This window comes from Hymenobacter cellulosivorans (assembly GCF_022919135.1).
GTDB lineage: Bacteria > Bacteroidota > Bacteroidia > Cytophagales > Hymenobacteraceae > Hymenobacter > Hymenobacter cellulosivorans.
Map to the genome: position 1 here is coordinate 6054992 of NZ_CP095049.1, position 14889 is coordinate 6069880.

Below are 14889 nucleotides of genomic sequence, written 5' to 3' on the forward strand. Positions count from 1 at the left end.
CAACCCAAATGCAATTTGCCCGCCTGCTTCACCTGGTCGACTCGTCCATTCCGACGGGGTCCTTTGCGTATTCCTACGGGCTCGAAAGTAGCATTACGTTCGGGCTGATTCAGTCTCAGGGTGGGATGCGCAACTTTCTCTACTCCCATTTGCAGCAGATTGGCAGCCTGGAATTACCGTTTATGCAGGCCTGCTTTCAGTTAGGCTTGGGTCCCGAATTGCAGCCCGTAGCCCAGGAATATGAGGCCCTGATGCTGGTGCCGGCCCTGCACAAGGCCAGCGTGGTGCAGGGCCGCAACTGGCTTAAGCTGCTCATCTCCTTTTATCCCGACGCCGACCTGCCGGAAATCCAGGCGTGGTTTGCTGAGCAGCAAGTCCCGTTGCACTTCACGCTGGTATTTGCCCTGGGTTTGCAGCAAGTGGGTTTTGCCCTGGAGCAGGTCCAGACCATGTTTCTGCACATGCTCCTGCGCGACCAGCTCAGCGCCGCCATTCGTCTGGGCTTCCTCGGCCCGCTGGAAGGCCACCAGCTTCAGCACGATTTCTACGCCGTCTTCGAGCATATCCTGGCCGCTCAAGCCGGCAAAACTTACACCCAGGCTACCCGCTCCGCCTTCGTCCTCGACGCCGCCCAGGTTCTGCACGACGATATTTACTCCAAGCTGTTTCAAAATTAGCTTCGCCTGCAAGCTTATCCATCAGCTCAGGATGACAAAAGAAAAAGAACGACAACTCACTATTTCACTAGTTCACCACCTCCCCCCATGGCCTTTGTCGATAAGCTAGCCCTGCTGCTGCACGGGCACACCCACGAAGCCTACGAGTCGCCGGGCGACTTCGCGCAGCGCGAAACCCGCCGCCTGCCTTCCTACCGCAACTTTAGGCAGCGGGCCTTCACCGTGGGCATTGGCGGGCCGGTGGGCACCGGCAAAACGGCCCTGCTTAAAGCGCTGTGCGAACGAATGCGCCACGAGCAGGAACTGGGCGTCGTCACCAACGACATCTTTACCCGCGAAGACGCCGATTTTCTTATCCGCCACAGTGCCCTGAGCGAAGACCGGATTGTGGGCGTCGAAACCGGGGGCTGCCCCCACGCGGCCATCCGGGAGGATATTTCCCTGAACATGGACGCCCTCGAAGGCCTTATGACCCGCTTCGAGAATAAGCTGGACTTCCTGTTTGTGGAAAGCGGCGGCGACAACCTGGCCGCCCACTTCAGCCGGGAACTGGTCGACTACTCGATTTACGTCATCGACGTGTCGGGCGGCGACAAAATTCCGCGCAAGGGCGGCCCCGGCATCACCCAGTCGGATTTACTGGTCATCAACAAAATCGACCTGAAAGACCTAGTGCGCGCCGACCTGGGCGTGATGGAGCGCGACTCGCTGAAAATGCGCGGCGAGGGTCCCTTTCTCTTTGCCCGCGCCATCGACGGGCACGGCCTGGACGAGATTATCAACCACATCAAGGAAGCCAAAGTCCGGGCCCTGGCCTCGGTGCGCGAAGACCGGCGGTAACTCCCCTGTGCCTGGAAACAATTGTTTTTGACCACAGAGGAAGTAGCGGAGCTTACAAACAAATGGTTTCATGCTCCGCTACTCCCCCGGAGCTTACAAACAAATGGTTTTGAGCTCCGGGGGAGTAGCGGAGCTTACAAATAAATATTTCTAAGCTCCGGGGCAGTAGCGGAGCATAGAAACACTTGTTTTCGCGCTCCGCTACTATAGCAGGCCGGGAAAACAGCAGACGAGCAGATGTCTCACGGGGAGAAGCGAATACGTGTCGCTACGCCCAAGCTAATATTTGCGCAGCAACGGATTGTAACCCAGCATTTCGGCCGAAGCCAACTCCTGCAATAGCTGCTTACAGAGCGGCTGCAGGGCGGCGCGGCTGTGGGCAGCGGCACGCAGAATGTAGACGTCGTCCTTGGCCCTGGACACGGCCACCAAATAGTTTTGGCTACTGATCCGGAAGTGCGGGCCGGTGCTGCCGGGCATCTTTTGCTGCTCCAGCCGCGCGACGAGGCGCTGGAAAAGCGTGCTTTCCGGGTGGCCGACCAGGTAGAGCGAAAAAAAGGTCTGGTAGCCGGCGAAGTTGGCGGGCGAGGCGGCAATGTGGTGCTCGGGCTCGAAGGTGAGCCGGTCGAGCAGCACCAGCCTTGAGCCCCGGCTTACCCGCAGCTCGGAGTGCAGGCTGGTAAAGGCAAACTGCTCGCCCTGGTCCATGCGGCCCGAGTGAAACCAGTCGATGAGCAGCAGGGTGGCCGTGGGGTGCAGCTGCCAGTGCTGTACCTGCCGGTAGCGGCTCTCGGCCTGTAGCACCACCGGGTCGGGAAAGACGACGGCCAGGGCTTCGGCGGCCACAGTGCCGGCCACGTGCTGCTCGGCCACCGCCCCATTCGTGGATTTGAATATCTTGGTATTGGCCTGGGTGCTGACGAAGAGCCGGGCCCCGGCTTCCACCCCGATGCGCAGCCGGATAGCGTCGCCGGCGACCATGCCTCCGCCGTAGCTGCTGAGCACCACGTGGCAGGCCGGCGTCGGCGACTTCGGGTTCAGTAGCTTCAGGGGTTGCAGGTTGTGGCAGGTGATAAGCCGGCTCTGGCCCCGCACCTGCGCTACCTCCACGGTGCTCCAGTTCATACCTTCCTTGTTTTGCGCGAGGCCCGCTCCACCTGCGGACCGGTACTATCAACTACATTATTTCCTTGATGGCCCGACAGGCGCAAAGCTACATCTGCGAAGCGGTTCACAACGCTGGTTTTACAAGGGCTTCGGATAGAACCATTTGAAGCCCGTGCGGGGGCTGGTTTACTGGGTTGCCAAAGCAAGCCAGTATCTTTCGGCGGCGCTACCTGCCAGATCAGTGCCGACGCCTTATGGCCCTAACTAGGCCGTTACGCCCCTTGGGTATCCCCTCATCCTTTGCCTGCTGCTCATGTATATCCCCGCAAACTTCCAGCTCACCGACCAGGCTGAAGCCGTAGCCTTTATGCAACGCTACAGCTTTGCCACCCTGGTCAGCGTCGACCAGCAGCGGCCCGTGGCTTCCCATCTGCCGTTCAGCGTCAGGGCCGATGACTCGGGTGTGCGCCTCACCTCCCACCTGGCCCGCGCCAATCCGCAGTGGAAATCCTGGGCCGGGCAAGACGTGCTGGTCATCTTCACCGAGCCGCACGCCTACATTTCGCCCACGCTCTACGAGAAGCGGGAAAGCGTGCCCACCTGGGATTATATTGCCGTGCACGCCTACGGACGGGTGCGTCTCCTCGACAGCGAAGCCGATACAGCCCGGGCTCTGGAGCAGCTTATTGCCACCTATGAGCCGAGCTACCAGGCGCAGTGGGAGAGCCTGCCCGAAACCTTTAAAACGAGCATGATGCGCGGTATCGTGGCTTTCGAAGTGGAGGTAACGGCGCTGCAAGGCCAGCAGAAGCTAAGTCAGAACAAATCTGCGGCCGAGCGAACCGCTATTGCCGCGCACTTAGCCAACGGGCCTGATTCGGCGGCGCGGGAGCTGGCGCCTTATATCCAGTAGACGGGATAAAGCAACGTGGGCTGACGTTGCCCGCTGCTTATTGCTCAACTTGCCCCGCTACTCCTTTCCGTTTCTTCATGCGCCCAGCCGATACCCGCCACCGTGGCCCCCACCCCAACGATACCCGGCTCTTTGCGCCCGAATGGGTACCAGTGCTGCGAAAGGCCGTCGACGAATTATCCTGGCTGCTGACCCGCGGCTACCCACCAGCCGCCACCCTGAAGCTGGTCGGCGACCGGTATGCGCTGACTGAGCGCCAACGCTGGGCCGTGGGCCGCGCCGCCTGTACCGAAGAGCAGTACGCCGGGCGCGCGGCCACGCACCTATCAGCCGCTGACCTAGGCGGCCGGCCCGTGTCCATCGACGGTTTCAACCTGCTTATCACCCTCGAAACGGCCCTGAGCGGCGGCGTGGTACTGCGGGGCCGCGATAGTGCCTTGCGCGACTTATCCAGCATTCACGGCACGTATCGGGCGGTGCAGGAAACCGACCGGGCCATTCGGCTGGCCGCCGCAGCCCTGCTGCGTCTTTCGCCCGGCCCGGTGCGGTGGCTGCTCGACCAGCCCGTGTCCAACAGTGGCCGGCTGGCGGCGCGCCTGCGCGAGCTGGGACCGGAGCTGGGTCTCCCCTGGACGGCCGAAGTAGTGATGAACCCCGACCGAAACCTGGTCGAAACCACGGATATCGTGGTAACCTCCGACTCAGCCGTACTCGACCGTGCCGGGGTCTGGCTCAACCTAGCCGCTTTGGCGCTGGAAGCCGACCCGCCGCGCTGGCTGCTGGATTTGGGGTAAGAAAAAGCTCTCCGCGGCCCAGGCCCTACTTATTCTGCGCGCCCTGCTCAATCCAGCACCGAATCAGGTCCCGCTCTTCCTGGGTCATATTGGTTTTGTTGTTCTGGGGCATCGTTTTGGTCACCACCACGCGCTGCATGATCTTGTCTTGCAGACGGATAATGTCTTCAGGCGTGTCATATTTTACCCCATTGGGGGCCGATTTGAATACTTCGTCGGTGGGGTTGGAGGAGTGGCAGCGCACACAGCGGTTTTGCACAATGGCATTGACCTGGGCCATGCTCACGTTGGGCGTGCAGGCGGCAGCACCGCCGCCTGCCGCTTCTCTCGGCGGGGCCGACACAAAGGCCACCGCCAACAGAAACACCACCGAGGCGGGCAGAATCCAGACGGTGGCCTGCTTCTTTTCGCGCAGGTTCAGCCAATGCTTGACACCCGCCACGCCCAGGGAAATGGCAGCCAGAATCAGCCAGGGCTGACTGTGGCCGAAGGTGCTGGGGAAGTGGTTGCTGACCATCACAAACAGCACCGGCAAAGTGAAGTAGTTGTTGTGCAACGAGCGGGTCAGGGCGTTTTTACCCAGCGTGGGGTCCAGGGGCTGACCCAGCGTGGCGGCCTTCACCATAGCCTTTTGGGCCGGAATGATGGTAAAGAACACGTTGCCGACCATGAGTGTGCCCAGCATAGCCCCGAAGTGAATGTAGGCCGCCCGGGCGCTGAACACCTGGCAGTAGAAAAAGGCAAACCCAACAATTACCAGAAAGCCGAGCAGGGCAAACCACATTCCCTGCTTCACCAGCGGCGACTTGCAGAGCACGTCGTACATCAGCCAGGCCACAATAAAGGAACCCACGCCAATGGCCACGCCCGTGAGCGGAGCCACATCAAGTACCTGGGGGTCGATGAGCATGGAGCCGGCGTTGAAGTAGTACACCACAAACAGCAGGCTGAAGCCCGAAAGCCAGGTAAAATAGGCCTCGTACTTAAACCAGTGCAGGTCGCGGGGTATTTCCTTGGGGGCCAGCTTGTATTTTTCGAGGTAGTAGAAGCCTCCGCCGTGCACGGCCCATAGGTTGCCGGCCAGCTCCTCGCGCACGTTGTCAGTGCGGTTGAGGGCATTTTCCAGGAACACGAAGTAGAACGAGGCCCCAATCCAGGCAATGCCGAAGGTGATATGCATTAGGCGCACCACAATGTTGAGCCATTCCATCAAATGGCCTTCCCAAGGGGAGCCTTTGATGAGAATGTAAAACACGGCCAGCACATAAATAACCGTCAGTAGAATAAGAAGATAGGAGAAGCCTTGCATAGTCAGGCCATTTTCCCCTAGCTTACCGCCCCTTTTGTCGACTTTGGCGAAGCGTTGCAGTGCGTACGTTGCTCCCAGCAGCAGCACGAGGCCCAGCAGGAAGGCAGAAACCAGTAAAACTTGAGTCATGCAGGTAGAAACCGGACCCCGGCGCGGGGTCCTTGGAAAGGGTGGGAGAAATAGGATTTTTCAGTCCAGAACGCCGCTTTCCGGCAAAGAATCCGCCGTAGCAGCCTGCTAGGCGGAGTTTTTGGTCGCAGGATTACCGAGTGAATACCCGTGCCGCGAGGGAAAAGTCGTGGAAAACTGGCTTGGAAAAGCCTTCAATTTAAAGAGAAAGTCTCTTCCGTATGCCAGAGGTAGCCATAAAAAGCCAGCGCGTGGTAGTGCCCGCCGGCGAGCAGCCCGCCGTGGTGCTCATCGACAACGGCCGGATTGCCGAGATTCTGCCCATTGACGCCCCGGTGAGCTGCCCCGTGGTAGATGTAGGCAACCACGCCGTGCTGCCCGGCGTCATCGACCCGCACGTGCACATCAACGAGCCAGGCCGCACCGAGTGGGAAGGCTTCAACACGGCCACCCGCGCCGCACTGGCCGGTGGCCTGACCACGCTCGTGGACATGCCCCTGAACTCGGCCCCGGTCACGACGTCGGTAGCCAACTTTGAGCTTAAGCTGGCCGCTACCCAGGGCCAGCTGCACACCAACGTAGGCTTCTGGGGCGGTATCGTGCCTGGCAACGCGGCAGAAGTTACAGGCCTCATTGAGCGGGGCGTGCTGGGCTTCAAAGCCTTTCTGACCCATTCCGGCATCGATGATTTCCCCAACGCTACCGAGGATGACTTGCGGCAGGTAATGCCCGTTCTGGCCCGGCACGGCCTGCCTTTGCTGGTGCACTGCGAGCTGACCACCGACGACGCGGAGTGGAAGCAGCACGACCCTCGCTCCTACCAGAACTACCTGGCTTCGCGGCCCAAACACTGGGAAGACGACGCGGTAGCCCTGATGATTCGGCTCTGCGCGGAGTTTCGCTGCCCCGTGCATATCGTGCATCTGTCGTCGGCTAACTCTATCGGGCCCCTTGCCGCGGCCAAGGCCCAGGGGTTGCCGCTGACGGTGGAAACCGGGCAGCACTACCTCTTTTTCAACGCCGAGGACATTGCTGACGGGCAGACCCAGTTTAAGTGCGCCCCGCCGATTCGGGAAAAAGCCAACAACGACCTTCTCTGGCAGGCTTTGCAGCAGGGCATCATCGACTTTGTCGCCACCGACCACTCCCCTGCCCCACCCGACCTCAAGCAAATTGCAACTGGTGACTTCACCACGGCCTGGGGCGGCATTGCCTCCTTGCAAGTAGCCTTGCCGGTGCTCTGGACGGCGGCCCAGCAGCGCGGCGCCTCACTCCGGGACCTAGCCACCTGGCTCAGCACCAATCCGGCTAAGCTTATTGGGCAAAGCCAGCGGAAAGGACAAATTGCCAAAGGCTACGACGCGGATTTGCTGATTCTGGACCCCGAGCAGACGTTTGAAGTCACCGCCGAGCTGATTCAGCACAAGCACAAAGTGTCGCCTTACGTGGGACGGCAGCTGCGGGGCGTGGTGGAGCAGACGTGGCTGGCTGGGCAGCCGGTGTACCAGCGGCCAAACTTCCTGGCTTTAAACCAAGGCCAGTTGCTGACGGGCCGGTAAAGCTGTAGCGCGAACTTTGTAGTTCGCGCTACAGCTGGCTCGACCTTCAATTACAACCCTTTAACCCACTACTGAGTGGACGACAACTACACTTCCCGGGCCGAGAAAATCCTGCGCCGCATTGAGGCCTTGGCCGCCATCAGCGAAGACCCGCAGGGCGTGACGCGCACCTTTGGCACGCCGGCCTTTTTGCAGGGCAGCGCCTTGGTCAAGTCCTGGATGGACGCGGCCGGACTAGCCACTCGCGTCGACAGTATCGGCAACGTGCGGGGGCGACTGGTGAGCCGCAATGCCGGGGCCAAAACCTTCGTCATGGCCTCCCATATCGATACCGTGGTCAATGCCGGCAAGTACGACGGGCCGCTGGGCGTGCTCATGGGTCTGGATTTGCTGGAGCAACTGGTGCAGACCCAGACCGAGCTGCCGTTTCACGTCGAGCTGATTGCCTTCAGCGACGAGGAAGGCGTGCGGTACCACACAACCTATCTGGGCAGCAAAGTCGTGGCCGGCTCTTTTGACCCGCAGCTGTTGACCACAACCGACGCCCACGGCATTTCCCTGGCCCAGGCCATCGAAACGATGGGCGGCACGACCCAGCTGCTGCCGGCCGAAGCCATTCCGGCCGACCAATGGCTGGGCTACTTCGAAACCCACATTGAGCAGGGCCCGGTGCTCTGGGAAAACAAGATTCCGGTGGCCCTGGTGACGGCCATTGCCGGGCAGCAGCGCGTGGAGCTGACCTGGCAGGGCATGGCCGGGCACGCCGGCACCGTGCCCATGCACATGCGCCAAGACGCCCTGGCCGGAGCCGCCGAATTCGTGCTGGCCGCCGAGCAGTTTGGCGTAGTGAATAAGCACGAGCTGGTAGCCACCGTGGGCAAGCTCGACGTACGCTACGCGGCCAGCAACGTCATTCCCGGCGAGGTGGTCTGCAGCCTGGATTTGCGCAGTGCCGACGCGGCCCGCCTGGCCTCGGCCTATGCCGAGCTGGAGCAGAAAGCCCAAGCCATTGCCCAAAAACGCAGCCTGACGCTTAATTGGAACCTGATTCAGCACACGGCCCCGGTGAGCTGCGCGCCGGAAATGAATACCTTGCTCAGCCAGGCCATTGCCGATTCGGGCTACGAAACCGTGCAACTCGTCAGCGGCGCCGGGCACGACGCGGTACCGATTTCGGCCGTGTCGCCGGCTACCATGCTCTTTATCCGCTGCTTTAAGGGCATCAGCCACAACCCGCTGGAAAACGTGGAATTAGCTGACGTGGCCGCGGCCGTGCAGGTGTCCGAGCGGTTTTTGCAGCTGCTTTTCTCCCATTACCAAACCACCCTCTCCGAATAGAACCGATGGAAATTTCCGCCCTGACCCGCTCCGTGGTCAAGCACAACCACGCCATTATTGCCCCCGACGGCTACATCAACAGCAACGTACCCGGCTGGACTGGCTGCACGGTCAACGTCATCATCAATGAGCAGATGGGTGCCCGCCTGGCCCAGACGCTGATTACCCTGCGCGAAGGCGGGGAGCTGAAAGGCCAAACCCAGGCCGCCCAGATTTTCTTCTATGTAGTGGAAGGCCAGCTGCAAGCCACCGTCGACGGCCAGGAAAAGACGCTCACGAAGGGCGTGTACGTGTACGTGCCGGTGGAGAAGACCTACCTGTTTCAGCATCCTTCGGAAGGCACCCAGGTGCTGACGTTCCACAAAGTGTACGAGCCGCTGCCGGGCTACGAAACACCCGGCGTGCTGTTTGGGGCCCGCGACCTTGCCAAAGCGCCCATCTACATGAACGACGAGGCCCTGCGGATTCAGGAGCTGCTGCCCAACGAGCTGGGCTTCGACATGGCCGTCAACATCTTCACCTACGACATGGGCGGCCACCTGCCCATGGTCGAAACCCACATCATGGAGCACGGGCTGCTGTATCTGGAAGGCCAGGCCATCTATGTGCTCGACCAGCAGTGGTACCCGGTCAAGAAAGGCGACTCTATCTGGATGGCGCCCTACTGCCAGCAGTGGGCCACCACCATGGGCAAGGAACCTTCAGTATACATCTACTACAAGAACGTGAACCGCTTCCCGACGGTGCTGTAGTCATAGTTTCGGCTATTTTATACAGGTCGACAGGACGGTCTACTGACTTTGGCAAACCGGTTCTGCTATTGAGCTACACCCCATGACTCTTTCCGAACTCAATTCCCTCCCCGCCCCAGCCCGCGCTGAGGCCCTGGCCAAGTGCTGCGGGGCCACGGCCTGGGTGCAGCAACTAAACGTCGCCTTTCCCATAGTCGACTCCGACACGCTGTTTCAGCAGGCCCAGGATATCTGGCACCGCCTCTGCGAAGCCGACTGGCGCGAGGCTTTTACCCACCACCCCAAAATCGGGGATGTCAACTCGCTCAAGGAGAAATTTGCCAGCACCAGCCAGTGGGCCGAGGGCGAGCAGGGTGCTGTCAAGCAGGCTTCCCAGGAAACGCTGGAAGCTTTGGCGGCCGGCAACAACGCGTACGAGCAGAAGTTCGGTTACATCTTTATTGTGTGCGCCACGGGGAAGTCGGCTGAGGAAATGCTGGCTTTGCTGCAGGCTCGGCTGCCCAATTCGCCCGAGCAGGAAATCCGCGTGGCCATGGCCGAGCAGGACAAAATCACCCGCCTCCGCCTCAAAAAACTCTTAGCCGCATGAGCCAGATTACCACCCACATCCTGGACACTACCCTGGGCCGCCCGGCGCAGGGCGTTACCATCGCCCTATCGGGCCTGCTGGAAACTGATACCTGGCAGGAGCTGGCCCGGGGCCGCACCAACCCCGATGGCCGCATCCCCGATTTGTTGCCCAAAGACCAGCAGTTGCCGCTAGGCACTTACAAAATGAAGTTTTTCACCCAGGAATACTTCGAGCAGCAGGGCACCACCATCTTCTACCCCTTCGTCGAAATCGTCTTCAACGTGCTGGCCGCCGAGCACTACCACATTCCACTGTTGCTCAATCCTTTTGGTTACAGCACCTACCGCGGCAGCTGAGCATCCCGGCAATATATTGTAGTCATGTCGAGCCTGAGCGAGACATGACGCTCTAAGCCTTTTCAAACCTGCAATTCCCGCCTTTTTCTCCCGTATGAAACTCAGCTTACAAGACACCGACAAAACCCAGCTGCTCGACCAGCTGGGCGTGGCCAACCGTCACTTTCAGCAAACTTACCCCGGCGACAAACCCGACCGGCAGCCGGTGCACACTGTGTACGGTGGGGCCAACCTGTTTAAATCGGACACCTGCGTGCGCATGGGCGACATTGCCCTGAACAACCTGCGTACCTACGCACCCAACTTCGCCGAGCTGGCCCGCGTGCTCCAGCTCAAGGGCTATGAGCACCTGCCTACGCTTGAGAAAGACATTCAGGCTTTGACCCAGCGCCTTGATGCCATGAGCGAGCAGGAGCGCAAGCAGGAGCACGCCTGGCTTTCGTACTCGGTGTATAACAAGATTATCAAGAAGCTGCAGCGCGAAGCCGTGGAAGACTTCCGGGTCGACTTCGAGGACGGCTTCGGCAACCGCCCCGACGCGGAAGAAGACGAAACCGCCGTGCGCGCCGCCCAGGAGGTGGCTAAGGGCATGCAAAACGGCACATTGTCGCCCTTCATCGGCATCCGCATTAAGCCCTTTACCGAGGATTTGAAGACCCGCGGCGTCCGTACGCTCGACATCTTCCTGACCACCCTGCTCGAAGCCACCGGCGGCCAGTTGCCCGACAACTTTGTGGTAATGCTGCCCAAGGTGACCATTCCGGAGCAGATGACCACGATGGTGCGCCTGTTTGAGCTGCTGGAAAAGGCCAACAACCTCGCGCCCGGCACCCTGAAGATGGAAACCATGGTGGAGGCCACCCAAATCATCATGGACGAGGAAGGCCGCAACCCCTTGATGCGCATCATCCGGGCCAGTGAGGGCCGCTGCATAGCGGCCCACTTCGGCACTTACGACTACACTGCCTCGGCCGGCATTACGGCCAAGTACCAGACCATGGCCCACCCCGTCTGCGACTTTGCCCACCACATGACCAAGGTGGCTTTGGGCGGCACCGGCATCTTCCTCTCCGACGGGGCTACCAACGTGATGCCCATCGGTCCCCACCGCGGCGACAACCTGAGCTTCGAGCAGCTCAAGGAAAACCGCGACTCGGTGCACAACGCCTGGCGCCAGGGCTTCCACCATACCACCCACTCCCTCATCAATGGCCTCTACCAGGGCTGGGACCTGAACCCGGCCCAACTGCCGATGCGCTACGCGGCTACCTATAACTTCTTCCTGAGCTCCTACGACGACGCGGTGCACCGCCTGAAAACCTTCGTAGAGCGGGCCGCCATTTCCACCCTCACCGGCGACATCTTCGACGATGCTGCCACCGGCCAGGGCCTGCTCAACTTCTTCCTCAAAGCAATGAACTGCGGCGCCATCACGGAAGAAGAAGTGCTGGCTACGGGCCTGACGCTGGAAGAAATCCATACCCGCTCCTTCTTCCGCATCCTGGAGGGCCGGCGGCAAAAAGAGTAAAGCGTCCGACTCATTTTGACACTCACCCCGTCAGCCATTTCCGAATGGTTGACGGGCTTTTTTATGGCTAATTACTGCATCCTCCTGGTTGATTCCGGCAAGTAGTTTATACTAAGTCTTACTTATTACAGAAAGCCTGCAACGAGCTTATAATTACTAATTAGAAAGATTTAAGGCCGCATTAAAAGGCTTTCATACTGGAATATAATAACAATTTTTCACCTTAAAATAGGTAGCCATAAAGACATATATTAAAATATATATTATTGTTATTCATGCCTTTAAACACGCTATTTAATTAAAATTAAAGGTTGGTTAAAGTTGTTTTTTGCCAGTATTTATCAATTTTTTATAACAATTTTCTTTCACCGTTTTCTAATATCTTTTTAACAAGAATCTAATAACCTTATAATACTCCTTTAATTCTACCCCCGTATTAAGGCTATACATTTGCAATACCAATTTTAACTTTCTGATTACGAAGTTCTTTTTGTTGACCCGCCAGATTAGAAACCTCTTTAATCCCGGGCCAATTGCATCGGGCTCTAGGTAGCCGGTTCTGCTTTCTGCCTTCCTGCTATTCCTTTCCATTTCGCGGCTTTCGGGCCGCGCCGGAATTCTCATGTCTTTTACTGCGCCTATGTCAAGTGTATCTGCTAGTCCCAAAACCTGGGATTTTTCCTACTTCAAGAGCGACCTGCAAGGTGGCTTGGTCTCGTTTCTGGTAGCTGTGCCCTTGTGCCTGGGTATTGCCCTGGCCTCGGGCGCCCCGCTGTTTTCGGGCATCATTGCCGGTATTGTCGGGGGCTTGGTAGTGGGTGCCCTGAGCCGCTCGGCCGTTAGTATTTCCGGCCCCGAAGCCGGCCTGATTCTGGTCGTGGTGAGCAGTTTGGAAGCACTGGGTTCGTTTCGGGCTCTGCAGCTAGCCTTGTGCGTAGCGGGCGGCTTGCAGCTACTGATGGGCGTGCTGCGGGCCGGCATCATCAGCAACTTTTTTCCGTCGTCGGTTATCAAGGGCATGCTGGCTGCCATCGGCATCATCCTGATTCTGAAGCAGCTACCCCACATCCTGGGCTACGATGCCGACGCGGTAGAATCCCTGGCCTTGTTTTCCTGGAACGGCGGCAACCTGGAAGGTCTGCTGGAGCACGCCGTGCGCGAGTTCAACGCCACGGCTCTGGTTATCGCCCTGGTGAGTTTGTGCATTCTCATTGCCTGGGAACAGCCGCTCTTTAAGAATAACAAGGTGCTGTCGGCGGTGCCAGCGGCGCTGGTGGTCATCATTGTCGGTATTACGCTCAATACCCTGGCTGGTCTACTCAACCCGGCCTATATGCTGGGCGGCACCCACTTGGTGCAGTTGCCGGTGCCCAAGAATGCGGCGGAGTTTGTCGACCTGTTTACCCTGCCCGACTTCTCGCAGATTACTAATCTCAAAATCTACTCCGCCGCCTTTTCCATTGCCCTGGTAGCCAGCCTGGAGGCCTTGCTGGCCGTGGAAGCTACCGACGAGCTGGACCCACTCAAGCGCAAAACGCCCACCAACCACGAACTCAAGGCCCAGGGCGTCGGCAATTTCATCAGTGGTCTGATTGGTGGCCTGCCGCTTACGTCGGTGATTGTGCGCAGCTCGGTGAGCATCAACGCCGGGGGCCGCACTAAAATAGCCGCTCTGGTGCACGGCAGCCTGCTGGTAATAAGCGTGGTGCTGTTTCCGGGCCTGCTGAACCTAATTCCCTGGGCCGCGCTGGCCGCTATTCTGCTCGTGACGGGCTACAAGCTGGGCCGCATCAGCATCTTCAAACAGCATTTCCAGGCCGGCCTCACCGAGTTTCTGCCCTTCATCGTGACCATCGTAGCCATTCTGCTAACCGATTTGCTTATCGGTATCGGCATTGGCGCAGCGGTGGGTCTGTTCTTCGTGCTGCGTGAAACCTACAAGAATGCCCATTTCTTCCAGAGCTACACCGTGCAGGGCGAAGAACACCTGCGCATCAGCCTGGGCGAGCATGTCTCGTTCCTGAACAAGGCCAGCATCATGACCGTGCTCAAGGATATTCCGGTGAACACCACCGTAGAAATTGACGGCACCAACTCGGCTTACATCGACCGGGACGTGCTCAGCGCCATTGAGAACTTCCGCGAAACGGCCCGGCAGCGCAATATTCAGCTCATTTTCCTGCGCAAAGGCGAGGATTACGCCCAAAACATAGCCGCCCAGCCCCACGTGAGCAGTAAGGAAGCCGACTTCGAGGCTTACTACAAGCTCTTCGACAACAACCGCAACTGGGTAGCCGAAAAGCTGCGCCGCAACCCCCACTACTTCGAGGCCGCGGCCCAGCAGACGCCCAAATTCCTGTTCATCGGCTGCTCCGACAACCACGTATCGGTGAGCGAGATGACCGGCACCGCGCCCGGGGAGGTTTTCGTGCACCGCAACGTGGCCAACCTGGTGGTCAGCACCGATTTGAACCTGGCCTCGGTGCTCGACTACGCCGTCAACGAGCTGCAGATTCAGCACATCATCGTGTGCGGGCACTACGGCTGCCGGGGCGTGAAAACGGCCATGCAGAACGAGGACGCAGGCGCGGTGCACAGCTGGCTGAGCGCCGTGCGCGAGGTAATGCACAAGCACAACCACGAGCTGGGCGAGCTGGAAACCGAGGATGAGCGTTACCGCCGCCTGGTTGAGCTCAACGTCATCGAACAGGTGTATAACCTACAGCAAAGCTCGACCGTACAGAATGCCGCGGCGCCACTGCACTTGCACGGCTGGGTGTACGACATCCACGGCGGCGTTATCCGCGACCTGGAAGTGGACGTGCGCCGCGACTTTGCCGAATACGACACCATTTTCCGCTACCAGGTAGCTCCCGAAGGACTGCGCCGGTTGTCTGGCAGCCTGACCCAGGCCCCTTCCATCTACTCGGTCAGCACCGGCACGGGTCCCATCATTGCCATTCCGCCTTTCGACGGCGATGCTGCCCTGGGCGTGCCATAGCCCCGTTTTTTGCCC

Annotated in this window: 13 protein-coding genes; 11 read left to right on the plus strand and 2 right to left on the minus strand. The window is 59.3% G+C overall.

Going from position 1 to position 14889, the window contains the following annotated elements:
• The first annotated feature begins 8 nt into the window (after positions 1-8).
• Positions 9-677, plus strand: a complete 669-nt coding sequence (locus MUN80_RS25740) for an urease accessory protein UreF (protein ID WP_244717936.1) — start codon at positions 9-11, stop codon at positions 675-677.
• Between the two features lie 87 nt (positions 678-764).
• Entirely contained in the window at positions 765-1517 is a 753-nt protein-coding gene (gene ureG / locus MUN80_RS25745) for an urease accessory protein UreG (protein WP_244717939.1), read from the plus strand.
• Between the two features lie 279 nt (positions 1518-1796).
• Here the strand turns inward: ureG and MUN80_RS25750 are convergent, their stop codons facing one another.
• A complete protein-coding gene (locus MUN80_RS25750) occupies positions 1797-2642 on the minus strand; it encodes an urease accessory protein UreD (protein ID WP_244717942.1) in 846 nt (281 codons plus the stop codon).
• Between the two features lie 295 nt (positions 2643-2937).
• Here MUN80_RS25750 and MUN80_RS25755 point away from each other — a divergent pair, with 295 nt between their 5' ends.
• Both MUN80_RS25755 and MUN80_RS25760 read left to right on the plus strand, forming a co-directional pair.
• Entirely contained in the window at positions 2938-3537 is a 600-nt protein-coding gene (locus MUN80_RS25755) for an FMN-binding negative transcriptional regulator (RefSeq protein WP_244717945.1), read from the plus strand.
• A 77-nt stretch (positions 3538-3614) separates the two neighbouring features.
• Entirely contained in the window at positions 3615-4331 is a 717-nt protein-coding gene (locus MUN80_RS25760) for a DUF434 domain-containing protein (protein ID WP_244717948.1), read from the plus strand.
• 25 nt (positions 4332-4356) lie between these two features.
• On the opposite strand, the gene MUN80_RS25765 is transcribed toward MUN80_RS25760, so the two are convergent.
• On the minus strand, positions 4357-5769 hold the full coding sequence (locus MUN80_RS25765; protein WP_244717952.1) for a urate hydroxylase PuuD: 1413 nt from the start codon (positions 5767-5769) through the stop codon (positions 4357-4359).
• A 221-nt stretch (positions 5770-5990) separates the two neighbouring features.
• Between MUN80_RS25765 and allB the strand changes: the two genes are divergently transcribed.
• From allB to MUN80_RS25800, 7 genes are all read left to right on the plus strand, one after another.
• Positions 5991-7328, plus strand: a complete 1338-nt coding sequence (gene allB, locus MUN80_RS25770) for an allantoinase AllB (protein ID WP_244717955.1) — start codon at positions 5991-5993, stop codon at positions 7326-7328.
• Positions 7329-7403: 75 nt separating this feature from the next.
• Positions 7404-8666, plus strand: coding sequence for an allantoate amidohydrolase (locus MUN80_RS25775; RefSeq protein ID WP_244717959.1), 1263 nt, complete (start codon positions 7404-7406; stop codon positions 8664-8666).
• A 5-nt stretch (positions 8667-8671) separates the two neighbouring features.
• Positions 8672-9418 (plus strand): (S)-ureidoglycine aminohydrolase, encoded by a 747-nt coding sequence (gene allE / locus MUN80_RS25780; RefSeq protein ID WP_244717962.1) that lies wholly within the window; start codon positions 8672-8674, stop codon positions 9416-9418.
• 82 nt (positions 9419-9500) lie between these two features.
• A complete protein-coding gene (gene uraD / locus MUN80_RS25785; protein WP_244717965.1) occupies positions 9501-10007 on the plus strand; it encodes a 2-oxo-4-hydroxy-4-carboxy-5-ureidoimidazoline decarboxylase in 507 nt (168 codons plus the stop codon).
• Entirely contained in the window at positions 10004-10345 is a 342-nt protein-coding gene (gene uraH / locus MUN80_RS25790; protein ID WP_244717968.1) for a hydroxyisourate hydrolase, read from the plus strand. The genes uraD and uraH overlap by 4 nt, the downstream gene beginning before the upstream one ends.
• Before the next feature lie 94 nt (positions 10346-10439).
• On the plus strand, positions 10440-11873 hold the full coding sequence (locus tag MUN80_RS25795) for a DUF6986 family protein (RefSeq protein WP_244717971.1): 1434 nt from the start codon (positions 10440-10442) through the stop codon (positions 11871-11873).
• A 640-nt stretch (positions 11874-12513) separates the two neighbouring features.
• Positions 12514-14874 (plus strand): SulP family inorganic anion transporter, encoded by a 2361-nt coding sequence (locus tag MUN80_RS25800; protein WP_244717974.1) that lies wholly within the window; start codon positions 12514-12516, stop codon positions 14872-14874.
• Positions 14875-14889: the final 15 nt, after the last annotated feature.